Annotated in this window: 22 protein-coding genes and 1 other RNA gene; 15 read left to right on the top strand and 8 right to left on the bottom strand. The window is 65.1% G+C overall.

Features of this window, described 5'->3' with window-relative positions; translation table 11 throughout:
* Positions 1-52 precede the first annotated feature (52 nt).
* The 3 genes from D8Z78_RS10000 to D8Z78_RS09990 are packed head-to-tail and all read left to right on the top strand — an operon-like array spanning position 53 to position 2,438.
* A complete protein-coding gene (locus D8Z78_RS10000) occupies positions 53-868 on the top strand; it encodes an ABC transporter substrate-binding protein (protein WP_121630561.1) in 816 nt (271 codons plus the stop codon).
* A gap of 14 nt (positions 869-882) precedes the next feature.
* Positions 883-1,716: an amino acid ABC transporter permease gene (locus D8Z78_RS09995; RefSeq protein WP_240672072.1), complete on the top strand. Its 834-nt coding sequence runs from the start codon at positions 883-885 to the stop codon at positions 1,714-1,716.
* Positions 1,713-2,438, top strand: a complete 726-nt coding sequence (locus D8Z78_RS09990) for an amino acid ABC transporter ATP-binding protein (RefSeq protein ID WP_121630563.1) — start codon at positions 1,713-1,715, stop codon at positions 2,436-2,438. The genes D8Z78_RS09995 and D8Z78_RS09990 overlap by 4 nt, the downstream gene beginning before the upstream one ends.
* A 30-nt stretch (positions 2,439-2,468) precedes the next feature.
* Here the strand turns inward: D8Z78_RS09990 and D8Z78_RS09985 are convergent, their stop codons facing one another.
* Complete coding sequence (locus tag D8Z78_RS09985) at positions 2,469-3,701, bottom strand: NAD(P)/FAD-dependent oxidoreductase (RefSeq protein WP_121630564.1); 1,233 nt, start codon at positions 3,699-3,701, stop codon at positions 2,469-2,471.
* A gap of 61 nt (positions 3,702-3,762) precedes the next feature.
* Between D8Z78_RS09985 and D8Z78_RS09980 the strand changes: the two genes are divergently transcribed.
* The 5 genes from D8Z78_RS09980 (at position 3,763) to D8Z78_RS09960 (ending at position 10,180) form a co-directional block, all read left to right on the top strand.
* A complete protein-coding gene (locus D8Z78_RS09980; protein WP_121630660.1) occupies positions 3,763-4,155 on the top strand; it encodes a rhodanese-like domain-containing protein in 393 nt (130 codons plus the stop codon).
* A gap of 133 nt (positions 4,156-4,288) precedes the next feature.
* Positions 4,289-6,709 carry an SH3 domain-containing protein gene (locus D8Z78_RS09975; protein ID WP_121630565.1) on the top strand — a complete coding sequence of 807 codons (2,421 nt, stop codon included), beginning with the start codon at positions 4,289-4,291 and terminating at the stop codon, positions 6,707-6,709.
* A gap of 41 nt (positions 6,710-6,750) precedes the next feature.
* On the top strand, positions 6,751-9,138 hold the full coding sequence (locus tag D8Z78_RS09970) for a DUF4384 domain-containing protein (protein ID WP_121630566.1): 2,388 nt from the start codon (positions 6,751-6,753) through the stop codon (positions 9,136-9,138).
* A 12-nt stretch (positions 9,139-9,150) separates the two neighbouring features.
* Complete coding sequence (locus D8Z78_RS09965) at positions 9,151-9,873, top strand: OmpA family protein (RefSeq protein ID WP_164932939.1); 723 nt, start codon at positions 9,151-9,153, stop codon at positions 9,871-9,873.
* A gap of 103 nt (positions 9,874-9,976) precedes the next feature.
* Positions 9,977-10,180 (top strand): hypothetical protein, encoded by a 204-nt coding sequence (locus D8Z78_RS09960; RefSeq protein ID WP_121630568.1) that lies wholly within the window; start codon positions 9,977-9,979, stop codon positions 10,178-10,180.
* Positions 10,181-10,346: 166 nt separating this feature from the next.
* Here D8Z78_RS09960 and D8Z78_RS09955 read toward each other — a convergent pair whose 3' ends face one another.
* The 4 genes from D8Z78_RS09955 to nudC form a co-directional block, all read right to left on the bottom strand.
* Entirely contained in the window at positions 10,347-11,750 is a 1,404-nt protein-coding gene (locus D8Z78_RS09955) for an FAD-binding oxidoreductase (RefSeq protein WP_121630569.1), read from the bottom strand.
* The gene (locus D8Z78_RS09950; RefSeq protein WP_121630570.1) at positions 11,747-12,538 is read right to left on the bottom strand and encodes a DUF4198 domain-containing protein; all 792 of its coding nucleotides are present in this window, start codon (positions 12,536-12,538) and stop codon (positions 11,747-11,749) included. Before D8Z78_RS09950 ends, D8Z78_RS09955 begins: the two co-directional genes overlap by 4 nt.
* A 51-nt stretch (positions 12,539-12,589) precedes the next feature.
* A complete protein-coding gene (locus D8Z78_RS09945; RefSeq protein WP_121630571.1) occupies positions 12,590-13,057 on the bottom strand; it encodes an SRPBCC family protein in 468 nt (155 codons plus the stop codon).
* Positions 13,058-13,124: 67 nt separating this feature from the next.
* Positions 13,125-14,078 carry an NAD(+) diphosphatase gene (nudC, locus tag D8Z78_RS09940; protein WP_121630572.1) on the bottom strand — a complete coding sequence of 318 codons (954 nt, stop codon included), beginning with the start codon at positions 14,076-14,078 and terminating at the stop codon, positions 13,125-13,127.
* A 189-nt stretch (positions 14,079-14,267) separates the two neighbouring features.
* Here nudC and D8Z78_RS09935 point away from each other — a divergent pair, with 189 nt between their 5' ends.
* The 6 genes from D8Z78_RS09935 (at position 14,268) to D8Z78_RS09910 (ending at position 20,038) form a co-directional block, all read left to right on the top strand.
* The gene (locus D8Z78_RS09935; protein ID WP_121630573.1) at positions 14,268-16,235 is read left to right on the top strand and encodes a bifunctional 2',3'-cyclic-nucleotide 2'-phosphodiesterase/3'-nucleotidase; all 1,968 of its coding nucleotides are present in this window, start codon (positions 14,268-14,270) and stop codon (positions 16,233-16,235) included.
* A gap of 187 nt (positions 16,236-16,422) precedes the next feature.
* Positions 16,423-17,709 carry a PQQ-dependent sugar dehydrogenase gene (locus D8Z78_RS09930; RefSeq protein WP_121630574.1) on the top strand — a complete coding sequence of 429 codons (1,287 nt, stop codon included), beginning with the start codon at positions 16,423-16,425 and terminating at the stop codon, positions 17,707-17,709.
* A 170-nt stretch (positions 17,710-17,879) separates the two neighbouring features.
* On the top strand, positions 17,880-18,266 hold the full coding sequence (locus D8Z78_RS09925; protein WP_121630575.1) for a VOC family protein: 387 nt from the start codon (positions 17,880-17,882) through the stop codon (positions 18,264-18,266).
* Positions 18,267-18,285: 19 nt separating this feature from the next.
* On the top strand, positions 18,286-18,921 hold the full coding sequence (locus D8Z78_RS09920; protein WP_121630576.1) for a hypothetical protein: 636 nt from the start codon (positions 18,286-18,288) through the stop codon (positions 18,919-18,921).
* A 137-nt stretch (positions 18,922-19,058) separates the two neighbouring features.
* Positions 19,059-19,397, top strand: a complete 339-nt coding sequence (locus D8Z78_RS09915; RefSeq protein WP_121630577.1) for a hypothetical protein — start codon at positions 19,059-19,061, stop codon at positions 19,395-19,397.
* Positions 19,394-20,038, top strand: a complete 645-nt coding sequence (locus D8Z78_RS09910; RefSeq protein ID WP_121630578.1) for an HAD family hydrolase — start codon at positions 19,394-19,396, stop codon at positions 20,036-20,038. The genes D8Z78_RS09915 and D8Z78_RS09910 overlap by 4 nt, the downstream gene beginning before the upstream one ends.
* Before the next feature lie 18 nt (positions 20,039-20,056).
* Here D8Z78_RS09910 and D8Z78_RS09905 read toward each other — a convergent pair whose 3' ends face one another.
* Complete coding sequence (locus D8Z78_RS09905) at positions 20,057-21,145, bottom strand: THUMP domain-containing class I SAM-dependent RNA methyltransferase (RefSeq protein ID WP_121630579.1); 1,089 nt, start codon at positions 21,143-21,145, stop codon at positions 20,057-20,059.
* Positions 21,146-21,233: 88 nt separating this feature from the next.
* Between D8Z78_RS09905 and ffs the strand changes: the two genes are divergently transcribed.
* Positions 21,234-21,329, top strand: an RNA gene (gene ffs / locus D8Z78_RS09900) — signal recognition particle sRNA small type.
* A 129-nt stretch (positions 21,330-21,458) separates the two neighbouring features.
* On the opposite strand, the gene D8Z78_RS09895 is transcribed toward ffs, so the two are convergent.
* Positions 21,459-22,004 (bottom strand): protein-tyrosine phosphatase family protein, encoded by a 546-nt coding sequence (locus D8Z78_RS09895; protein ID WP_121630580.1) that lies wholly within the window; start codon positions 22,002-22,004, stop codon positions 21,459-21,461.
* Positions 21,970-22,791 carry a KPN_02809 family neutral zinc metallopeptidase gene (gene ypfJ, locus D8Z78_RS09890; RefSeq protein WP_121630581.1) on the bottom strand — a complete coding sequence of 274 codons (822 nt, stop codon included), beginning with the start codon at positions 22,789-22,791 and terminating at the stop codon, positions 21,970-21,972. Before ypfJ ends, D8Z78_RS09895 begins: the two co-directional genes overlap by 35 nt.
* Between the last annotated feature and the right edge of the window lie 50 nt (positions 22,792-22,841).

The raw sequence follows: 22,841 nt of genomic DNA, 5'->3' as shown, positions 1-22,841 counted from the left end.
ACAACCGCCCTGCGCCTCGCAACTCTGGCGGCGACTCAAACAGGGGGCTGACATGAAGTTTCTGACCACGACGGCGATCGTACTGACATTGGCAGGCGGCGCGCAGGCGCAAAACGACTGCGCGGCGGGCCAGACCCTGCGGGACGGCACGCTGACCATTGCCACCGGCAACCCGGCCTTCTTTCCGTGGGTGATCGACGACGCCCCACAAAGCGGAGAGGGGTTCGAGGCGGCCGTGGCCTATGCCGTCGCGCAGGAGATGGGCTTTTCGCCCGAACAGGTCGAATGGGTGCGCGCCTCGTTCGACCAGTCGATCCAGCCGGGCGCGAAGGATTTCGACTTCAACCTTCAGCAATTCTCGATCACCGAAGAACGCGAGCAGGTGGTTGATTTCTCGGACCCGTATTACACCTCGGCCATGGCGGTCCTGACCACGCAGAAGGTGGTGGACAGCGGGATCGAGCCGAGCGTCGCCAGCCTCAAGGGCCTGCTCTGGGGCGCTGATGCCAACACCACCGCCGTGCCGATGCTGACCGACCTGATCGGCCCCGACAAGCAGCCCATGCTCTATGGTGACAATGTCGACGTGACGGCGGCGATGCAGGCGGGCCAGATCGACGCGGCGCTGTTCGACCTGCCCACGGCGCTGTATCTTGCGGCGGTCGTGGTCGAGGGCGGCACGATCCTTGGGCAGTTTCCGGCGGATCGGTCGGAGAACCCCGACCAGTTCGGCCTGCTCTTCGAGGATGGCAACCCGCTGAAGGACTGCGTCAACGCCGCGCTGGCCAATCTGAAGGACAGCGGCAAGCTGGCCGAGATCGAGGCCGAGTGGCTGCAACAGGCGACCTCCGTGCCGGTGATCGAATGACGGATCAAAGTAGGATGGGTTCAAACCCATCCTACCCACGCACCAAACGTCAGATCTACGAGGCCCGCCAGCGCCGCCGCGCCAACCTGATCGGCGGGCTGTCCACGGCCGCCGTCCTGATGGCGATCGTCCTGCTCGTGCCGCTCGCGCCCGGCTGGGCGGCGGTCAAGCGCGTCTTCTTCAATGGCGAGGTCTTTGCCAAGACCTTTCCGGGCCTGCTGAACGCCTTCCTTCTGGATATCGCGATCTTCCTGTGGTGTGCGCCGTTGATCGCGGTGCTGGGTCTGGCCTTGGCCATCGCCCGCGATCTGCGCACGCCGGCCCTCACGCCCTTGCGACTGGCGGCAGTGGGGTTCATCGACGTGTTTCGGGGCCTGCCCGTGATCCTCGTGATCTATCTGATCGGCTTTGGCATCCCCGGCCTTGGCCTGCCCCGCCCGTGGAATTCGCCCTATCTGTGGGGATCGCTCGCCCTGATCCTCGTCTACGCCGCCTATGTGGCCGAGGTGATCCGCTCGGGCATCGAAAGCGTGCATGACAGCCAGCGCAATGCCGCTCTGTCGCTGGGGTTGTCGGGGTCTGACGTGATGCGCTTCGTCGTGCTGCCACAGGCCATCCGTCGGGTCGTGCCCGCCAACATGAACCTGTTCATCGCGCTGCAAAAGGACGTGGCCTTGCTCAGCTTCATCGGCCCGGTCGAGATCTTCCGGCAGGCCGGGGTCTACAAGTCGCTATACGCGAATTTTACGCCTTATCTGGGGGCGGCGCTGATCTTTCTGGCGATCACCATCCCGGCGACGCGCTATGCGGATCACCTGATGAACCGGCAACGCAAGGCACGGTCATGACGCTGGTGCTGGAGAATGTGCAAAAGGCGTTTGGCGATGTGCCGGTGTTGCGCGGGATCGATCTGACGATCGTGCCCGGGCAGATGATCTGCCTGATCGGCGCGTCGGGGTCGGGCAAGTCCACGCTTCTGCGCTGCATGAACCTGCTGGAGCCCATCGACGACGGGCGCATCCTGCTCGATGGCGTCGAGATTTCCGAGCCGGGGCACGATCCGCAGCCCGTGCGCCAGCGCATCGGCATGGTCTTTCAAAGCTACAACCTGTTCCCGCACATGACCGCGGTCGAGAACGTGATGTTGGCCCCGCGCCGGGTGCATGGGCAAAGCCGCGCCGCACTGCGTCCAAGGGTCGAACCGCTGTTTGCTCGGTTCGGGCTGGCGGACCGGATGGAGCACTATCCCGATCAGCTCTCGGGCGGGCAGCAGCAGCGCGTGGCGATCATCCGCGCCTTGGCGATGCGGCCCGAGATCATGCTCTTTGACGAGATCACCTCGGCGCTGGACCCCGAGCTTGTGGGCGAGGTGCTGGACGTGCTGCGGCATCTGCGCGGCGAGGGCATGACGATGGTGTTGGCCACGCACGAGATGGGGTTTGCGCGGGAACTGGCGGACACGGTCTGTTTTCTCGATCAGGGACGAATTCTGGAAGCCGGTCCGCCGAGCCAGATCTTCGAGACCCCGCAAGAGGCACGAACTCGCGCCTTTCTGTCGCGCGTGCTTTGAAAAGTAGGATGGGTGATCACCCATCCTACCTCAGGTCAACTGCTTCAACGCAAAGGCCAGATCGTGGAACCGTTGCTGCACGGGCTTGAAGCGCACCGGCTCAGGGCGGGTCAATGGCAGAGGCAGGGTCGCCGGATCCTCCCCGGCCAGCACCCGGGCCAGCGCCGCGCCGAACAACGTGCCGGTCGTGATCCCGCGCCCGTTATAGCCAATCGGCGCATAAACCCCGGCATCCAGTTCCAGAATGCGCGGCAAGTGGTCCGGCGTCATCGCGATGCATCCGTGCCAGACACGCTCTATGCCCACTTCGCCCAACTCGGGGAACCAACGGCGCAGCAGTCGCGCGGCCCAAGCCCGGCTGACGCGCCCCAGATCCCGCCCCATCGTACCGAGAATCACCCGCCCCTCGGCGTCCCGCCGAAGCGAGCGCATGATCATGCCCGTATCCCACAGCCCCTGCCCCCCGGGCAGGATATGCGCCGCGCGATCCCCCAAGGGCTCGGTCGCGATCTGCATGAAATGAATGTCGCTCCAGCACCTCGCCAAGCCGGGCCAAAGCGCATCGGAATAGGCATTCGCCGCCAGCACAACCGCCCGCGCCTGCACCGCGCCCTGCGCGGTCTGGACCAGCCAGCCGCCGCCATCGCGCCGCAGCCCGGTCACGCGCACGCCGGTCGAGACCTTCGCCCCTTGCGCCCGCGCCACACGCGCCAGCCCTCGCGCATAGCCCATCGGGTTCACCGTGCCTGCCCGCGCGTCCAGCAGGCCGCCCGCAAAGGCGCGTGTGCCGGTCAGCTCCGCCGCTTCACCCGCATCCAACAGCCGAACCGGCGCGCCGCGCCGCTGCCATTCCTGAAACCGACCACGCAGATCGGTCATGCCCGAGGCCGCATGCGCCGCATGGATCGTCCCCTCGCGGCGCGCCTCGCAGCGGATCTGGTGGCGTTCGATCAGGTCGAAGACCCGGGCAGGCCCGTCGCTGAACTCGGCCAGAAAGGCCTCGCCCCGGTCGCCCAGCGCCTTGACCAGCTTCGATGGCGGCAGCCACAACCCGGCATTGACCAGCCCGACATTGCGCCCGGACCCGCCAAAACCCACGGCTTCGGCCTCCAGCACATGGGCGCTCAGCCCGGCCTGCGCGCAATGCAGCGCGGTGGACAGGCCGGTATAGCCGCCGCCCACGATCGCCACGTCACAGGGCGCAAACTCCGCCACATCCAAGACCGGCTCTTCGGCCGCCGTTTTCCACCAGATCGCATCCATGCGCGCAGCCTTGCACCGCCGCGCGGACGTCGTCAATCTGGCCCGCAAAACCGGAGGACCTATGCCCAAACTCACCAAGACCGCAGCCCAGCTCGTCGCCGAGGCCCGCGCCCGCATCGACGAAGTCGAAACCGCCGACCTGATCGCCCGCCTCGACGACCCGGACACGGTCATCGTCGACATCCGCGACCCGCGCGAACGCGAGCGGCAGGGCTTCATCCCCGGTGCCGTCCACGCCCCGCGCGGCATGCTGGAATTCTGGGTCGATCCCGACAGCCCCTATTTCCGCGAGGTCTTTGGACAGGACAAACGCTATGTCCTGCATTGCGCCTCGGGCTGGCGCAGCGCCCTTGCCGCCGCCACGCTGAACGACATGGGATTCCCTTGCGCCCACCTGCGCGAAGGCTTTTCAACATGGGAAAAGCAGGGCGGACCGGTGGAATTTCCCGCTTAACGCGTGCAAAACCAGATATTTAACCCCACCTCGCCTCGCGGGGTCGGGTTTTCCTTCGTTGACTCGAAAGGCCCGGGTGACCGACAGTAAACCTGTCATTTTGACATGTCATTTCGACCCGGAGGACAAACCAGTGCGGTTTTCAGCGATCACGGCGGCTTTTCTTGCCACGCTTGCCATCGGCCCGGCGCCCGTGCGCGCACAGGATGACCTCGTGGGCTTCGACCGGGCCAGCTTTGGCAAGGCTGTCCTGAACCGCAAACAAGCCGCGGGCGCGGGCGGCAATGGCGACATGGTGTTTGAGCTGTCGGTCGGCGATTACAACAACGAGCCGATCACCACCTATTCCCGCGAAAGCGTCTTTGCCAAGATGGGCCTGTCGGTCGGGCGGCTGGACATCCTGACCGATAACGGCGTGTTCCCCTGCACCGCCTTCATCGTCGACAAGAAGCACATCCTGACCAACTACCACTGCGTCCCCGGCATTCTCGACAACGAACGCGCCGGCGCCACGCGCATCGACAGCGTGATGTTCGTCGCCGGCTATATAGAGGCCGGGATCGAGGAAAACACCAAGAAATACACCGTCATTCCCACGCCGGTCGAGGCCTATGAGGATCTCGACTATGCCGTGCTCGAAGTGATCGGCAACCCGTCCTCGGAATACGGCACGCTCACGCTAGCCGCGCATACGCCCGCCGATGGCGATCCCTACTGGGTGATCGGTCACCCGATGGGGGAGGCGCAGCGCATCAGCCGCGAAAAGTGCCGCGCCAACAAGCCCGCCCTGTCGGGCCATCAGCTGTTGCACACCTGCGATACCCTGCCGGGCAATTCCGGCTCGCCCGTCATCGATGCGTCGCTGCGCGCTGTGGTCGGGCTGCATCATGCGGGCAGCCGCAAGGATTCCGTCAACTTCGCCATTCCCATGACCGAAATCCTGAACAGGTCCAAGGTGCTGGTCGCCGCCGTGGGCGATGACGGCCCACGCCCCGATCCCGGTCCCAATCCCGGCCCCGCCCCGGCCCCCGAACTGGCGATCTGCGACGAGATGTATACCGAGGCAAAGTCGCTCGACAGTTGCCCCGCCTACGAGGTCTACCTGTCGCAATGCGGCGAACACCGCTATGCGCCTTTTGCGCAGGCCACGCTGAATGCCCAATGCACCGCGCCCGATCCCGGCCCGGAGCCCGAACAACCCCAGACCGCCGATCCGCTGCGCCCATGGTGCGTCAGTTCGTTCCTGAGCGATGCGCAAAAGACGATCTGTGCCGATGCCTATCTGGCCGGTCTGGATGAAGAATTGCAAAGCGCATACGAGGCCCAAAGCCATGTCGGCAGCGCCGAATTGCTGACTTGGGAACGCGAGGGGCGCGACGCCTGCGGCACCGATGGGCGCTGCCTGAGCCGCGAGATGGTGGATTACATCACCTATCTCGCGACACCGCCGCAGGTCGACCCCGATCCCGAGCCGAACCCCGACCCGACGCCGTTGATGCGCCGTCCGTGGTGCGCGTCGAACAACCTCAACGCCACCGAATACGCGATCTGCGACAGCGCCTACCTTGCCGGGCTCGATGCCGAGATGGAGCGCGTCTATGGCGGGCAATCACACGCCTCGGCCAGCGACCAGCGCGCGTGGTTGACGACCCGCAATGCCTGTGGAAGCGACAGCAGCTGCATCAGCCGTGCGATCCTCGACCGCATCGCCTATCTGCAAAACCCGCCCGCCGATCCGCAGCCGGAAAGCGGCTCGCAGCGGGTGCCGGGCAGCTACACCCTGTCGTCGAACCAGTGCTATATCGTCACCGCCTCGCGCCAGACCCTGACCGAAGCCACGGCCTTTATCCGCGACTGGTTCCCGAACCGCTCGGGCGTGCGCATCTTCCAGTCCAGCAATGGCTGGTACGGCATCGTCGTCGCCACCGTGTCGAAGGCGGAATCCGACTGGCGCCTGAACGACTTCAAGGCGCGGCGCGTGATACCTTCGGACAGCTATTGCTCGCAGGGCGAACGCTTTGTCGCCGAGATCATGCGCAGCAGTGTCGGGGGTGGCGATGGCGGCAGCACCCGCACCATGTATGTGGGCGACCGCGTCAATACCGGGCTGAACCTGCGAACCGGGCCGGGCGGCGGCATCATCACCGAAATCCCGCGCGGCGCACAGGTGTCGGTCCTGCAAGTCTCGAACGGTTGGGCGCAGGTGCGCACCAGCGGCGGGCAGACCGGCTGGGTCAGCTACAGCTACCTGTCCGCGTCCAAACCCCGCGCCGTCCAGCAAGCCAGCTGCACCGCCTATGTCACCAACCTGCGCCCCTATAGCAGCGCCACCCGCGCCGATGGGTCCGGCTTCCTGAACATCCGCGCCAGTGCCTCGGCCCGATCGCAGATCCTGTCGGAAACCTATCTGGGCGACCGCATGCAGGTGTTGTCGCAATCGGGCAACTGGGCGCAGGTGCGCTGCCTGTCCGGCCAATGCCAGACCCCCTATCGCGGCAGCGCCGGCGCGACGGGCTGGGCGTCCAAGAAATACCTTTCCATCCGGTGCAACTGACCGATCCGATATTTCCCCGATTTTCCAAGGAGAAACGCGTTATGAAACCAAGTGATCTGATAAAGGCGGCGGCTTTGGCCGTGGCGGGGTTGTCTGCCCCGGCACTGGCGAATGACGCCATGCCGCTGCCCGCCGGGGCTTCGGACCTCGATACCCAAGTCTACGAAGTGCTCGACAAGCATTGCGCGCGCTGCCACCAGGACGGCGCGTTGAAAGAGGGCATGACCCAGCCAAAATCCGGCTTTGGTCACGTGCTCGACCTCAAGCGCCTCGCGCAGGACACCAAGTTCGTCATCCATGGCAAGCCCGTCGGGTCGAAGCTGTATGACGTGATCGGGCAATACAGCTTCCCTGCGATGCCCGACGACTGCACCGAGGCCAGCTGTTTCCCCACCGACGCAGAGATGAAGGTCGTCGCCGACTGGATCACCGAGCTGGGCAATCAGGCCCCGCCCGAGCGCGTCTTTGTCTCGCTCGAAGAGATGCACAAGATGGCGCATGACGACCTGCAAAAGCAGCCGACCAACCGCCGCGACCGCATCCGCTATATCTCGATGCGGCCGATCTGGAACAACCCGGACGTGTCCGAGGAGAACTATACCGGCTACACGCAGGCGACGGTCAAGCTGATCAACGCCCTGTCGTGGAACCCAATCCCCTACAAGTTCGAACAGGTCGACCCGCACGGCATCCTGATGCGCGTCTACCTGCCCGAGATCAACTGGGACGCGGACAAGTGGCACCTGCTGGAAATGCAGTACCCCTACGGGATGGAAAGCGACACGGACCCCTATCTTGGCCCGCTTCAGCACCTGTCTGGCACCCAGATCCCGATCATCCGCGCCGACTGGTTCGCCTCGACCGCACCGGTCTCTCCGCTGTATTACGACCTGCTCGGCCTGCCCGACACGGTCGCCGGGCTTGAGGACCTGCTGAACCTCGACATCGTCGGCAACATCCAGAACGAGCTGGTGGTGCGCGCCGGGTTCCAGAACTCGGGCGTCAGCACCAACAACCGCCTGATCGAGCGTCACCCGCTGCAAACCGGCTTCTTCTGGACATCCTACGATTTCGCCGGGTCCAAGGGGCGCCAAAGCTTCTTCGAATATCCGCTGGGCCCGATCGAGGCCTACGGGCCTGAACTGGCCTTTGAACATGACGGCGGCGAGTCGATCTTTACCCTGCCCAACGGCTTCCACGCCTACTACCTGAACACCGCCGATGGCGCGCGCCTGAATGTCGGCCCGACCGAGATCGTCCGCGATGACGACTATCCCGATGGCACCGGCGAGGTGGTCAACGGCATTTCCTGCATGTCCTGCCATTCCAAGGGCATCCGCCGCAACGAGGACAAGGTGCGCGACGTGGCGATGGGCGACTTCTCCCTGCCGCCGGATGCGCGCCAGACCATCGACGCCACCTATCCCGGCAACGAGACGGTCGTCGAGTATTATGAACAGGACGAAAAGCAGTTCCGTGGCGCGATGGAAAGCGCAGGGCTGAACCCCGACATCACCGCCGGCGGGCTGGAGCCGATCCGGGGTCTGTTCGTCTACCATGTCGATCGTTTCATCGACTTCAAGCAGGCCGCGAATGAGCTGGGCCTGACCGAGGACGAGCTGAAATCGCGCGCCGGGTTCGTCGGTGTCGATCTGGCCTCGATGATCAACCGCCTGCAAATCTCGCCGATTGCGCGCGATGAATGGGCCGTGGCCTATCCGGTGATGCTGGAAAAGATCACCGAGTATCGCCCGATCAAGGCGGCCAAGCCCGTGCATGCGGACCTGTCCTATTCGACGCAAAAGGTCGTCGCGGGCACGGATTACGCCCCCGCACCCAAGCCCAAGGCCCTGCCCCCCGCCAAGCAGGTGGTCAAGCCGACCAGCTATGCCGATGCGGCCAAGGCCCCCGCCTATGACCCGACCCAACATTCGGTCAACGCCCAGTCGCATCTGACGGTCTATACCGACAAGCCCACCTACAAGGTCGGCGAGGGGCTGAAGGTCTTCATCGAGCCGCGCCACGACTGCCGTCTGACGCTGATCTCGATCGACGATCGCAAGCGGTCCTGCGTGCTCTATCCCTTCCCCGGGCTGGAGGACATCGTGATCCCCGGTGGCTCGCAATACATCTTCCCGCCGCGCGGCTCGCTGAAGACGACCGAGGCCGGGCTGGAAACGATCCTCGCAATCTGCAACGCCTCGGATCATGCGATCAGCACCGAACGGGCGGGATATGAGCCGGTGTCTTGCGCCGCCGGTGGCCATACGGGCAACTACGAATCCGTGGTCAACGAGGTGCTGGCGCTGGATCTAGACGACAATGCGCCGGACAAGCAGACCCTCGCCGGGGCCGATTACAAGGCCGTCTCCGACCACAACCCGCATGTGACCAAGGCGCAGATCTCGGTCGTCGTGTCGGACTACTAAGGAGGTATGGCGATGCGTATCCTTGCTCCTATTGCACTTTGTGTGGGGCTGCCGCTGGCAGCCCTCGCACAGGAGGGCGAGATCTTCATCCCCGGTGCCGATACCGGCGCCGCGGTCGAGGTGAAGCCACAGGCGCAAAGCGCCCTCGCCCGCTGCCTTGCCAACCCCAATGCCGGGAATTGCGCCGGTGTCGGGGCCGAGGGCGACGGGCTTGCGTTCGAGAGCGCAGGCGGCGTCGAATACGAGACGCTGGTGCTGGACCTCGACGAGAAAAAGGTGGTGGTGTCCAAGGCCCCCCCGCCCGAGCCGCCGAAATATGACGAACCGGTGCCGCCGACCAAGGGCAAGGTCGCCTACCCGTCGGTGGCGATCACCATCGAGTTCGACTATGACAGCGACCGCATTCGCGGCGACCAGATCGGCAAGATCATGGAACTGGTATCGGCGCTGAACGACCCGGCCTTGCAGGGCACCTCCTATGCCGTGATCGGCCATACGGATTCGGTCGGCAGCTTTGGCTATAACTGCGACCTGTCGCAGCGGCGCGCCCGGTCGGTCACGGACACGCTGACAGGCGCGAATGTCTACGTGCCGCTCTACCCCGTGGGCTTTGGCGAGCACGTTCTGAAGGACACCTACAACCCCAAGAGCCCGGCCAACCGCCGCGTCACCTTCATGCGGCTGCCCGATACGCCGGGGGCGGTGCTGCAAACCGCCGGGGCGGTGTGCCGATAGCCCCCTCCGCCACCCGGGGCCTGCGCCGAAATCGGCGTGGAGGTCCCGGGTCAAGCCCGGGACGGGGTTGCAATCCAATGGGCTTTTGACGAAGCATACGGGCATGCGCCTAATCGATGTCCAGGTCCCGTTCTTCATTCCGCTGTGGCGCCGTGTCGCCACGGTTGGCCTGTGTCTTGGCTGGGCAGGGTTCGAATTGTATCTCGGAAATACCGGCTGGGCCGCAGCGTTCGGGGCGATCGGCGTGTATTGCGCCCACCAGTTCTTCATCGCGTTCGATCCGGCCGAGCCGCCGGATGACAGGTAGGGACGCCTCCGGCGGGGGTATTTTGACCAAGAAGAAGCCAGCCTGCCCCCTGTCCAAGCCGAGAGGCCTGTCCGTTCTTGCGGTACCATCGCCACGGGCGCCCGCCTGAGGCCTTCGAGCGTAGCGAGGGGGCCGAGGTGTCTGTGCGCGTCAGCGCCCCTTTGGATCAGTCCAGGTCCGGGATCAGTTTGCCGGGGTTGAGGATGCCCGAAGGGTCCAGTGCCGTCTTGATCGCGCGCATCATGTCGAGCGCAACAGGGTCCTTGCGCCGCCGCATCGAGCCCAGTTTCGACACGCCGATCCCGTGCTCGGCCGAGAAAGAGCCGCCCAGTTCCTGCACCACATCCTCGACCGCCTCGGTCACGGCGTCGAGCGACACGCCCTCGGAGGGCCAGACCACGTAGTGAATGTTGCCGTCGCCCAGATGCGACACGATCATCGTGTCATAATCAGGGGCCAGAGCCGCCATGCGTGCGCCGGCCTTCTCCAGAAACTCCGCCACCTGGTCCAGCGCGACGGCCACGTCGCTGACCACCAGCGGCCTGCGCGACAGGGACAGTTCAGCCGCCGCCTCGCGCCTGGCCCACATGGCGCTGCGTTGCGCGTCGTTCTGCGCCACCACCGCGTCCAGCACCGCGCCCTGTTCGAGCAAGTCGCCAAGGACCTCTTCGAGATAGGTGGCGATCGGCACAGAGCCATCCGGTCCCGGCGTCACGTCGCGCGGCGCGGTCGCGCCCAGTTCGACCAGAACGTTCACGGCGTATTCGCGGTCGAAGACCGCCTGCGCCTGCGGGTGTTTCGCCTCATATTCGCGCATGTAGCGGGCGGGCATGAACTCGAACGCCTCGACCGCGCCTCCGGTCACGTCCTGCAACCGGTTCAGCAGGTCCAGTGCCTCGGGCAGGGCGGCCAGCGCCACCATCGCCGTGGCATGGGCACGCGGCGCGGGCACCAGTTTCAGCACCGCCGCCGTGATCACGCCGAGCGTCCCCTCGGACCCGATCAGCAGGTGGCGCAGGTCATAACCGGTGTTGTTCTTGTGCAGCTCGCTCATCAGGTCGACGACGCGGCCATCGGCCAAAACAGCCTCGACCCCCAGCACCAGATCGCGCGTATTGCCGTAGCGCAGCACGTTCGAGCCGCCCGCATTCGTCGCCAGCAGCCCGCCGATCCGGGCCGAGCCGCGCGCGCCGAAGGTCATCGGAAAGCTCAGCCCCTGTGCCGCCACCGCATCGTGCAGGTCCGACAGGATCACGCCCGCCTCGACCACCGCCAGCCGCGCTGCGCCACGGATTTCGCGGACGGCGTTCATCCGGTCGAGCGACAGCATCACCGCGCCCTCGCCCTTTGTGCCGCCCGACAGGCCCGTATGGCCCGAGACCGGCACCACCGGCACGCGCGCCGCATGGCACAGGCGCAGCACGGCCGAGACCTGTTCGGTCGAGGCCGGGCGCGCCACGCAGAGCGGCGTCCACGCGTATTGCCCCGTCCAGTCCTTCGCCCATGGCGCGCAATCCGCGCCGGTCAGAACCGCCCCCGCGCCCAGAACGGCGCGCAAGTCTTCAATCATTCAGGTACCTCGAAAGTCAGCGACGCCCAGACGCTTTCCCAAGCCGGGCCATCGGGGCCCTCGTCCACTTCGCGCAGTTCGACGTGATCGACCAGATGAAAATGCCCCGGCGTGACGTCGATCATCGCGCGCCCGTCTGCGTCCGTCCGGTACAACCGCTGCTCCACCGCGCCATCCGGGGCCTTGTCGAAGACCTCGACCTGCGCATCCGCCAGCGCCGCGCCCTGATACATCACCTGCACCGGGAACCCGCCCGAAAGGTCGTCGGTATAGGGGTTGGCCAGCGCCACGATCTCGACCTCGAGACCAAAGGCCCGGTCGGCGCCCTGCCCGTCGCCCACGGCGATCAGGCTCTTGCCATAGCGGATGTAGCGTTCCGTCACCTTGTCCCGAGAAAGGCCGCGTTCGACATGCCGCGCCTGCGCCCATGTGAAATCCTTGTGCTGGGTGAAGTTCGCGAACTTTTCCCAGCGGTCATAGGTCAGGTCATAGTCGCGGGTGACGTGGATGACCGTAGCCAGCCCCTCGCCCTCGACTGCCATGTTCAGCGCCGGGCGGTCGCCCATGCGGCCCTCGACCGGGATCAGCCGGTCACCGAGCGCGATCTCGAAGCGGCGGAAGTTCTTGGGGAGATAGCTGTAATTCGCCCCTTCCAGCATTTCGCCCACGCGGATCTGCGCCACCAGCGGCGCACCTTCGGGCACCTGCCCGTCAGCCGGTTCGATCCAGAATTCATGCGCCGAAACCGGCGCGGCCAGCAGTGCCAATATGGCAATCAGGTGTTTCATCACGCTCCCCTTTGCCCGCAAACTAGCCCAAGGCCCGCCACGCGCAAGCAGTCATGCCTGCCGTTTCAGCTTGTCCTCGAGATCCTTGGCCAGCCCGGCCATACGATTGCGAAAGCGTTTGTCCACGCCGCCCTTCGCCAGCTTCAGCGACTGCACCAAAAGGCGCGCCGACAGGGTCTTGGGCTTGAATTCGGAGGCCACTGCGACGCGCGTGCGGGTGCGTGACAGCGCAACGAGGTCAATCACGGTTTCCAGTTCGAGACCGCCGGACACGCTGGTAAACACCATGCGTTCGGGCGGGCTGTATTCCGACAGGGTGATGTCCGCGTTGCGCATCTTGCCGCGAAAGGTAAAGCCCGTGGCCCATTGCATCCCCGGACCCTTGCCAGCAACGCTATCGACGCGCTGCACCTCGATGCCCCGCCGCAGGGCCTGCCGTTCCACCGTCTCGAAATCCGAGAGTTCCGCGAAAACCCGGTCGAGCGGGGCCTCGATGTCTTCCCTTGCGGTCAGCTGCATGTCTCTGCCTCGATAGCGTTAATATTTTGTTAACCGGATTATCCACAAGGATACGACAAATCCAGCCTCAATCCAACGTATCTGCGACCCAGTTTTGTAGCAAAAACTGCGCAATCGCCCCTTTGCGGGCGGGCAGCAGGCCTTCGCGATTGCCGGCCATCGCCTCAAGGATATCCTCGCGCGTGACCCACATGGCATCCTCGATCTCGTCGGGATCGATGGTGATCTGATCCGACAGCGCCTCGCCATGGCAGCCGAACATCAGCGAGGATGGAAAGACCCAAGGTTGCGAGGCCAGATAGGTGACCGGACCGACCTTCACGCCCGCCTCTTCGAAGACCTCGCGGCGCACGGCGGCCTCGATGGTTTCGCCCGGTTCGACGAAGCCCGCGAGGCAGGAATACATCCCCTCGGGCCAGCCGGGCGAGCGCCCCAGCAGGCAGCGATTGCCGTGGGTGATCAGCATGATGACCACCGGATCGGTGCGCGGAAAGTGATGCACGCCGCAAGCCGGGCAGACCCGTTCCCAGCCCGCCTTGTGCATCTCGGACGCCGCCCCGCATTTGGCGCAAAAGCCATGCGTGGCGTGCCAACCAAAGATGCCCTTCGCGACCGAGGCCAGTTCCGCGTCGCGCGGGCTGAGCCGCGTCATGATCATCCGCAGTTCGGCGAAGTGCGCATCAGAGGCGGCGGGGTGGACCTGTTCTGACTTGTCGATGAAGGCGCCGACCTCGCCCATATCCTGCGCCTGCGGGTCCCAATGGGAAATGTCATGGGCAAAGACCGCGCCGGTCTCGCGGCCCAGCAGGATAGGCGGGGTCCGGGCCTCTGCAAGCAAGGGGTGGTCCATCGGCAACCGCGCCAGCGCATCACCTTGGATCAGGACCTTGCCGCGCCAGACGAAGATGACCCGCGCCTCGGGCGTCTGCATCGCCGCCGCCAGCGCCGGGATATCGCCGCGCAGCTCGGCCGCGCGGTCCAGCCCCGATCCGCCGAATGTCACCTGTTCCGCATGTTTCATATGCACCGTCCCGCCAATCCATCGGCCACACCCTGCCGTCCCGCAACGGCAGGCGCAACCGCGCTTGGCAGATGCCCTGAAATTTGACCAAATGGTTGCACAACCCAAACGATTCTGCCCGCCGCTGTCATGCGTCTGTCGCGTGGCAAGACTAGGCGATGGTGGAACGACAACCCGACAGGTGGGACCATGACCAAACTGACCCTCAACCGCCGCCAATTCCTGACCAGCACCACGGCCGGTGCCGCGCTGGTGATCCTGCACCCCTATTCGGCGCGCGCACAGGCCAATCAGGCGCATTTGCGCATTCTGGAGACGACCGACATTCACGTCCATGTCTGGCCCTATGACTACTACGCCGACCGCGAAGTCGACACCGTGGGTCTGGCCCGCGTCGCCAGCATCATCGACGAAATCCGCGCCGAGGCGACGAATACGCTGACCGTGGACAATGGCGACTTCCTTCAGGGCAACCCGATGGGCGACTACATCGCCTATGAGCGCGGCATGAAAGAGGGCGACATGCACCCGATCATCACCGCGATGAACACCGTGGGCTATGACGCCGCCACCATCGGCAACCATGAATTCAACTACGGTCTGCCCTTCCTCGACAAATCCATGGCCGGGGCCGAGTTCCCGGTGGTGCTGGCCAATGTGGTGAAGTCCGAAGGCAGCGACCCGACCAAGGACGAGACCCTGTTCAAGCCCTACGTGATCCTCGACCGGATGCTGAAGGACGGCGCGGGCAACGAGCACCCGATCAAGGTGGGCATCATCGGCTTTACCCCGCCGCAGGTCATGAACTGGGATCGCAAGCATCTGGAAGGCAACGTCACCGCGCGCGATATCGTCGCCACCGCGCAGGCCTATGTGCCGCAGATGCGCGAGGAAGGGGCCGAGATCATCCTTGCCCTGTCGCATTCCGGCATCGGCTCGGCGGATCACGAGGACGGCATGGAAAACGCCTCCGTGCCGCTGGCCGCCGTCGACGGGATCGACGCGCTGGTGACGGGGCATTCGCACCTTGTCTTCCCCTCGCCCACCTATGAAGGTTTCGCCGCCGTCGATGCGGAAAAGGGCACGATCCACGGCAAGCCCGCCGTGATGGGCGGGTTCTGGGGCTCTCACCTTGGGGTGATCGACCTGCTTTTGGAGCGCGAGGGAAATGAATGGCGCGTGGTGTCCACCACCTCGGAAACCCGCCCGATTTCGCAGCGCAACGAGGATCGCTCCATCACAGCACTGGTGCAAAGCAACGAGGCTGTGCTGGACGCAACCCGTCAGGAACACGAGGAAACGCTGGCCTATGTGCGCACGGCGGTGGGCAAGACCTCGGCCCCGCTGCACAGCTATTTCGCGCTGGTCGCCGATGATCCCTCGGTTCAGATCGTGTCCCAAGCGCAGGAATGGTATATCGGTCAGATGATGCAGGGCACGGAATACGAAGGCCTGCCGATCCTCTCCGCCGCAGCCCCCTTCAAGGCCGGGGGTCGGGGTGGCCCCGAGTATTACACCGATGTCGCGCCGGGCGATGTGGCGATCAAGAACGTCGCCGACCTGTACCTCTACCCCAACACCGTCCGCGCGGTGAAGGTCACGGGCGCGCAGGTCAAGGACTGGCTGGAACGCTCGGCGGGCATGTTCAACCAAGTCGAGCCGGGGGCCACGGATGCGACCCTGCTGAACCCCGACTTTCCGTCGTATAATTTCGACGTGATCGACGGGGTAACCTATCAGATCGACCTCAGCCAGCCCTCGAAATACGGGCCGAAGGGCGAGGTCGAGAACCCCGATGCCAACCGGATCACCGACCTGCGCTACAATGGCGAACCCATCGATCCGGCGCAGGAATTCATCATCGCGACGAACAATTACCGGGCGTCGGGGGGCGGCAATTTCCCCGGCACGGGTGACACCATCGTGTTCGAGGCGCCCGATACCAACCGCGACGTGATCGTGCGCTATATCGTCGAGCAGGGCACCATCAACCCGTCGGCGGATGCCAACTGGTCGTTCAAGCCGATGGAAGGCACAAGCGTTCTGTTCGAGACCGGCCCCAAGGCGCGCGATTTCATGGACAGTGTCGAAGGGGTGAGCATCGAGGATGCGGGTGAAGCCGAGAACGGCTTTGCCAATTTCCGCATCAAGCTCTGAACCAGCGCGAGCAAGGCCCTTCGAAGGGCCTTGATCCAAGCGCCTTCGAAGGCGCTTGCACGCGAAAATTCGAATTTTCGCAAGAAAGGCGCTTCGAAGCGCCTTTCCCCCCGCAACCGGCATGCCATGGCCTGTTCTTGCGCGGGTTTCCCGCTAAAGTCCCCTTGGAACCGACCGGAGGGACAAGATGAGCATGATCGCCAAAGCAACCAATATCGTCGGGGGCACCATCGCCGCGATCCGGCGCATGAATGCGCCCAGCCATCAGGCCATGGGCACCGCACCCGAGATCCCCGAGGCCCGGGCGCAGGGCATCATGACGCTGAAAATGCCCGCCGCCGAGGGCTGGAAGAATGGCCGCCTGCCGACCTGCGCGCCGGGGCTCAAGGTCAACGCCTTTGCCAGCGGCCTCGACCACCCGCGCTGGATCGAGGTGCTGCCAAACGGCGACGTTCTGGTGGCCGAATCCAAGGAACAGCCCGGCCCGCCCAAGACATTCATGGACCACGCCGCCCAGGCCACCATGCGCCGCGTCAAGGCCATCGGCAAAAGCGCCAACCGCGTGACCCTGTTCCGCGATGCGGACGGTGACGGGGTGGCCGAGCATTCCGAGGTCTTTGTCCAGAACCAGAACCAACCCTTCGGCATGGCGCTGGTGGGCGACCGTTTCTATCTGGGCAATACCGATGGCATCAAGGTGTTCGACTACACCCCCGGTCAGCCCTTGCAGGGCGACGGCGAAAAGCTGGTCGATTTCAAACCGCACGGCCATTGGACCCGCAGCCTGTTGGTCTCACCCGACCAGACGAAGATCTATGCCGGGGTCGGCTCGCTCACCAATATCGCCGATCAAGGCATGGAGGTGGAGGAAGGCCGCGCCGCGATCTGGGAACTGGACGTGGCCAGCGGACAGGCGCGCGTCTTTGCCACCGGATTGCGCAACGCCGTCGGCATGGCGTTCGAGCCTTCGACAGGTGTGCTCTGGACGGTGGTCAACGAACGCGACGGGCTGGGCGATGAGACCCCGCCCGATTACCTGACCTCGGTGCAGGATGGTGGCTTCTACGGCTGGCCCTATTGCTACTGGGATCGGGTCGTGGACGACCGTGTCCCGCAGGACGCCGCCAAGGTCGCCAGTGCGATCAAGCCCGACTACGCGCTGGGGGGGCACACCGCCTCCCTCGGCCTGTGCTGGCTGCCCGAGGGCACCCTGCCCGGCTTTGGCGAGGGCATGGTGATCGGCCAGCACGGGTCGTGGAACCGCTCGAAACTCAGCGGGTATCGGCTGATCCATGTGCCCTTTGCCGATGGCAAACCCAGCGGCCCGCCGCGCGACATCCTGTCGGGCTTCCTGTCCGACGATGAAAAGCTCGCCTATGGCCGCCCGGTCGGCGTTACGCTCGGACATGATGGCAAGTCGCTGCTTATGGCGGATGACGTGGGCGACGTTATCTGGCGGGTCACTGGGGCCTGAAGCGCATCTAAAATGTAGGGTCAACATGCAAGTCCAGCCTATCGGTGACGTGTCAGTCTGGCTGTCGCAGGGCATCCTGCGGCGCTATAAACACGAAGATCCGCGCGCCGCCACTGCGCGGCGCAGCGACCGCCCCGCAGTGGCGCAACCATCCCCTGAGGCGTGATGAAATGACCCCACACCTGCGTATTGCCCGACCGACGGATGACATCGCCGCGCTCTTGCCGTTCTACCGTGACGGTTTGGGCTTCGCGGTCCTCAGCCAGTTTGCTGACCATGAGGGGTTCTATGGCGTCATGCTGGGCCATCCCGATGCGCCTTGGCATCTGGAATTCACCCACGCCCAAGGCCACACGGTTGGCCACGCCCCAACCCAAGACAACCTTCTGGTGCTCTACCTGCCCGATCCCGACGACTGGCAGGCGGCCACGTCACGCATGGCACAGGCGGGCTTTGCCCCGAAACCCGCCTTCAACCCCTACTGGGACCGCAACGGATTGACCTACGAAGATGCCGACGGCTACCGGGTTGTCCTGCAAAACGCCTCTTGGACCTAGGGTCCGCAAGGTAACCGCCATGCGCTTCACCTACACGATCGAAGATGATCGGATCATTCACGACGATGCCCACGACCCGTTTTCCGACAAACAGCGGGCCAGTCTGTACGAGACGTTCGAGACCTCGCGCACGCCTGAAGCGAAACCAGAGATCACCTGCGACATCGACTGGCCCGGGGACTTCACCCCAAAACTGGTGCAGCCATGGGTTGGAGACTTGATGCTGGTCGATCCGGACTGGGCGATGGATCGCAGCTTCACCCTGCCCGAGCCCTGCAAAGCCGGATGGCTGTCGACCTCGCGCGGCAGGTTTGCCGTGTTTGACCTGCGCCCCTTGGCACAGGCCTTTGAACGGGCTTTGATCTTCGAAAGAACCGAATTCATCGTGGTCAAACACTTCTCGTTGGAAACCGGGAAGGGAGTGCGCGTGCTCGACACGTGCCGCGATGCCCGGAACATGGCCCGGCTGCACGACCTGCGACCCGGCAGCCAGCCTTTGCGCCCATGGGTGCCGGTCCGACCCGCCTTGCGCAGCGCGTGGCCGTGGTCGATACTCTCGTTCGACGGCTGTCTCTGGATCAGCGACATGATCGACTTGACCGATAGCGGGCGGGTCCGCACCCATGCCGAGATCATCCTGCAGGACCCCGCCTGACCACCCCTTCCCCTTTGTGCCAACATCGCCTATCCCAAACCGACACCAAAGGGATGGTGGGTGGGGCGCCTTCGAGCGAATGCTCGAACAACGTCCGGGCCAAAGGCCCGGCCCACCTGCCATGACAAGGAGCCGGAATGCTGAAATTCCTCGCAGGCATGCTGACGATGGCCGCCCTGGCCGCGCTCGTCACCAAACCCTCGCCCATTGATGCCGAAACCGAACTGCGCCGCCAATTGGCCGAAACGATCGCAGCGCAGGATCTGGCCGGGGCCAAGGGCCTGGATGCCGCCGCCCTGATCGCCTGCCGTGTCGACACCGCGACCTGCCTCGACCTGCTGCGGGCCGGGCTAGACGTGACCTACGAAGACCGCATCCTTTACGCCCGCGTGACCGTGACCGGCTTTGACCGCCGTGTTGCCTGCTATGGACTCTATACTCGGTTTACCTGCCCCGGCGGGCTGCAACCGCAATGACATATGCCGCAGTCCTCTTTGACCTCGACGGGACCCTGCTGGATACCGAGCGGCTCGCCATGGCCGCCGGGCGCAAGGCTCTGCGCGACCTTGGGCACGACCCGGAAGACGCCCTGTTTCACCGCCTGATCGGCACCGATCAGGACACCGGCATGCGGCTCTTGCAAGACGCCTTGGGCGAGATCGACATGCCCGCCTTGTTCAAGGCATGGCAGCGCGAGGCGAAGGCGCTGTTTGCGCAAGGCGTCGATACGATGCCCGGTGCGCTCGATCTGGTGCAGCGGCTTGCGCAGGCCCAGATGCCGATCGCAATAGCCACCTCCTCGGGTCGGTCCAATGCCATGGCAAAGCTGGAGAAAAGCGCGCTGGCCGGGCAGTTCGAGACGCTGGTCAGCCGCGATTGCGTGACCCATGCCAAGCCCCATCCGGAACCCTACCTGATGGCGGCGGACCGGCTTGGTGTCCGTCCAGAGACCTGCCTCGTATTCGAGGACAGCACCCCCGGCGCGACCTCGGCCCATGCGGCAGGCATGACCGTCGTGCTTGTGCCGAACTTTGCACCCGACGGCGCGGCGCCCGCCCATTTCCGGGCAAGGTCACTGATGGACGGCGCACAGCGTGCCGGGCTTTTCTCACAGTAGGATGGGTTCAAACCCATCCTACCCGATCCGCGCCTGATACAGCTTGACGCTCAAGCCCCCGAATGCCACCGGGGGGCCGGCCTCCAGCGCCAGACCAGTTGCCTTGGCCAATCCGCCATCGCTGGTCACCATGCCGAACCGCCAGCCCTGAAAGCGGTCGCGCATCACCTGGCCCAAGGCACCGTACAGCGCGAACAACTGCTTGCGGTTGCCGATCCGCGCCCCGTAGGGCGGGTTGACGATCACCAGCCCCGGCGCCCCTCCGGGCCGCTGCAGATCGCTGACCGCCGCGCGTGTGAACTGACAGATCCCGGCCACACCGGCCCGTTCCGCATTCGCCAGCGACGACCGGATGGCGCCGTCATCCCGGTCCGATCCGTAGAACCGCAACTGCGTCGGTCGGGGCTCCGCGCCGCCCACCCTCGGAACGTCCAGGGCCAAATCTTCGAACGCAAAATGCCGTGACCGTCCCGGCATCAGCCCCGCCGCGATCTCTGCGGCTTCCAGCACGAAGGTCCCCGATCCACACATTGGATCCACCACGGTTTCCTGACCGTCATAGCCACAAGCCCGCAGGAACAGTGCGGACAGCGTCTCACGCATCGGCGCCTTGCCGACCGCCTCCTTGTGGCCGCGCCGATGCAGCGGTTCACCCGACGTGTCCAGCGAAATCACCACGAGGTCATCCTCGATCCGCACCATGACACGCAAAGCCGCCTCGGCCTCGATCGGCGCGCCGACCGTCTCCCGAATCGCCGTCTCGACCCGCTGGCGTGCAGCACGGTCATGGTAGATCTTCGAGTTCCGGCAGGTCACCTCGACCCGAACTGGCACATCCGCGCGCAAGACCTCGCTCCAGGGAAACTTCCGCGACCGCTTGTCCAACTGTGCCAGATGCATCGCCCGAAAGCTGCCGATCCGCGCCAGAACCCGCCCCGCCCCGCGCAAGCACATATTGGCCCGCGCCACATCGGCCCAACCGCCACGAAACACAACGCCGCCCGGCACCGCCGCAGGCGCGGCAAAGCCAGCCTCGACCACCTCCGCCAGCAAAAACGGCTCCAAGCCCGGCGGGGCGCTCGCGAATATCTCGAATTCCTGATCCATCCGGACCTCCTACAGCGACGATCCGCCCGCGAAAAGAAGACTCTGCGCCCCCATTGCAAAACGGTGACAAACCCCCTACATCCGAAGTCGAGAGGTTGTGCGGGCAGGCGCCTCGCCAACCTGGTCAGGTCCGGAAGGAAGCAGCCACAACGAGTCCCGCCTGGGTCGTTTCAGCCTCTCACCCATCCCCTCAGTTTGATAATGTCGAACCATCGCCACATGCGCGATGGGGGTCTGGGGGGCACCCCCAGGGCCTGCGTGGCCCGAACGCAAACCCACCTGCGCGGACATCGTCCGCACCGGCAGGTCACGCCTATCTGTGTCGGACAAAGACCGCGGGTTCGCGCGGCGCCTTGCGCGCCCAATCGACCTGCGCCTCCGATCCGATCGCCGGCAGATGCACGGTCGACAAGCGGGACAATGCCTCATCCGGTGCCTCGCCCGCTTCGATCATCAAGCGCAGAACCACCATGCCGGCCCGGCCCGCCCCCTCGGGCGATTGCACCACGACGCGGCCCCCGCCCAACAGCGCCTTGCGCGCCCGCACGCTGGCCTCGGGCCATGCTTCCTCGACCTGCGGCGCCGGAACGCCACCTTTCGCCACCGGCACATGCAACCAGCGCGCGCCCTTGTCCTGCACCTTCTGGCCAAGCGTCTCGGCCCCCGCCGCCGCAAGTTCCGCCTGCTCCAGCACCGCGATCACCATCGCCGGACGCCAACTGACGAGATGCTCCATGTCACCGGCGAAATCGCCGCCCGCCCCCGGCACCGCAGACAGAACGACCGTGCCGCCGCCGACCGGCAACACGTGAAAAACCACCGGATCAGAGCCGGGCTGCCCCGAAGGTGTCACAGTCATCGATATCTCCCCCTTCATACCCGCGGGCAAACCAGCGCGCCCGCTGCTCGGACGTGCCATGGGTGAACGTATGCGGCTGCGGCACGCGCCCCGCCCGCCGCTGCAAGGTGTCATCGCCGATCTGGCGCGCCGCGTTCAGCGCCTCTTCGAGATCGCCGGGTTCCAGCAGGCCATCGACGCGGCTCGCATAGACCCCTGACAGGCAATCCGCCTGCAATTCCAGCCGAACCGTCAAGGCGTTGGCCTCGGTTTCCGACGCGCGCTGCCGCAGGGCGTTGACCTCGGGCAGAATGCCCGTCTCGTTTTGCACATGATGCGCGACCTCGTGGGCAATGACATAGGCGGCGGCGAAATCGCCCTTGGCCCCCAGCTGCCGCAAGGTCGCAAAGAACGCGGTATCGAGGTAGGCCTTGCGATCCGCCGGACAGTAGAACGGCCCCGTGGCCCCGCTGGCCCCGCCGCAGGGCGAAGACGTGGTCCCCGAGAACAGCACAAGCACGGGCGGGCGGTAGGATGCGTTCAACTGGTCGCGGAAAATATCGCTCCAGACGCTTTCCGTCGTGCCCAGAACGGCCGCCGAGAAATCCGCCGCCTCTTCCTCGGCGGCGGTGGGGGCCTCGAGGCGATTGTCACCGCCCCCGGACACCAGCGGCGTCAGGTCGATGCCGGTGAAGTAGCTCAATGCCAGCACGGCAAGAAAGCCCACCGCTCCGACCTTCATTCCGCCACTGGCCATACCGCGCCGATCCTCGACATTGCGGCTGCGCCGTACCCCTCTGAGTTTCATAGCCGTTCTCCCGAACCCGACGTGATGATACACAAGCCCACGCATAGGCC

Source organism: Tropicibacter alexandrii, assembly GCF_003667315.2.
Lineage (GTDB): Bacteria > Pseudomonadota > Alphaproteobacteria > Rhodobacterales > Rhodobacteraceae > Tropicibacter > Tropicibacter alexandrii.
Note: the sequence above shows the minus strand (reverse complement) of the source record. Positions and strands in the feature narration are given on the sequence as shown.

Excerpts from the sequence above, each read along its gene's own strand:
- D8Z78_RS10000 (WP_121630561.1), top strand. The coding sequence starts at position 53 with ATGAAGTTTCTGACCACGACGGCGATCGTACTGACATTGGCAGGCGGC.
- D8Z78_RS09995 (WP_240672072.1), top strand. The coding sequence starts at position 883 with ATGGGTTCAAACCCATCCTACCCACGCACCAAACGTCAGATCTACGAG.
- D8Z78_RS09990 (WP_121630563.1), top strand. The coding sequence starts at position 1,713 with ATGACGCTGGTGCTGGAGAATGTGCAAAAGGCGTTTGGCGATGTGCCG.
- D8Z78_RS09985 (WP_121630564.1), bottom strand. The coding sequence starts at position 3,701 with ATGGATGCGATCTGGTGGAAAACGGCGGCCGAAGAGCCGGTCTTGGAT.
- D8Z78_RS09980 (WP_121630660.1), top strand. The coding sequence starts at position 3,763 with ATGCCCAAACTCACCAAGACCGCAGCCCAGCTCGTCGCCGAGGCCCGC.
- D8Z78_RS09970 (WP_121630566.1), top strand. The coding sequence starts at position 6,751 with ATGAAACCAAGTGATCTGATAAAGGCGGCGGCTTTGGCCGTGGCGGGG.
- D8Z78_RS09965 (WP_164932939.1), top strand. The coding sequence starts at position 9,151 with ATGCGTATCCTTGCTCCTATTGCACTTTGTGTGGGGCTGCCGCTGGCA.
- D8Z78_RS09960 (WP_121630568.1), top strand. The coding sequence starts at position 9,977 with ATGCGCCTAATCGATGTCCAGGTCCCGTTCTTCATTCCGCTGTGGCGC.
- D8Z78_RS09955 (WP_121630569.1), bottom strand. The coding sequence starts at position 11,750 with ATGATTGAAGACTTGCGCGCCGTTCTGGGCGCGGGGGCGGTTCTGACC.
- D8Z78_RS09950 (WP_121630570.1), bottom strand. The coding sequence starts at position 12,538 with ATGAAACACCTGATTGCCATATTGGCACTGCTGGCCGCGCCGGTTTCG.
- D8Z78_RS09945 (WP_121630571.1), bottom strand. The coding sequence starts at position 13,057 with ATGCAGCTGACCGCAAGGGAAGACATCGAGGCCCCGCTCGACCGGGTT.
- nudC (WP_121630572.1), bottom strand. The coding sequence starts at position 14,078 with ATGAAACATGCGGAACAGGTGACATTCGGCGGATCGGGGCTGGACCGC.
- D8Z78_RS09935 (WP_121630573.1), top strand. The coding sequence starts at position 14,268 with ATGACCAAACTGACCCTCAACCGCCGCCAATTCCTGACCAGCACCACG.
- D8Z78_RS09930 (WP_121630574.1), top strand. The coding sequence starts at position 16,423 with ATGAGCATGATCGCCAAAGCAACCAATATCGTCGGGGGCACCATCGCC.
- D8Z78_RS09925 (WP_121630575.1), top strand. The coding sequence starts at position 17,880 with ATGACCCCACACCTGCGTATTGCCCGACCGACGGATGACATCGCCGCG.
- D8Z78_RS09920 (WP_121630576.1), top strand. The coding sequence starts at position 18,286 with ATGCGCTTCACCTACACGATCGAAGATGATCGGATCATTCACGACGAT.
- D8Z78_RS09915 (WP_121630577.1), top strand. The coding sequence starts at position 19,059 with ATGCTGAAATTCCTCGCAGGCATGCTGACGATGGCCGCCCTGGCCGCG.
- D8Z78_RS09910 (WP_121630578.1), top strand. The coding sequence starts at position 19,394 with ATGACATATGCCGCAGTCCTCTTTGACCTCGACGGGACCCTGCTGGAT.
- D8Z78_RS09905 (WP_121630579.1), bottom strand. The coding sequence starts at position 21,145 with ATGGATCAGGAATTCGAGATATTCGCGAGCGCCCCGCCGGGCTTGGAG.
- D8Z78_RS09895 (WP_121630580.1), bottom strand. The coding sequence starts at position 22,004 with ATGACTGTGACACCTTCGGGGCAGCCCGGCTCTGATCCGGTGGTTTTT.
- ypfJ (WP_121630581.1), bottom strand. The coding sequence starts at position 22,791 with ATGAAACTCAGAGGGGTACGGCGCAGCCGCAATGTCGAGGATCGGCGC.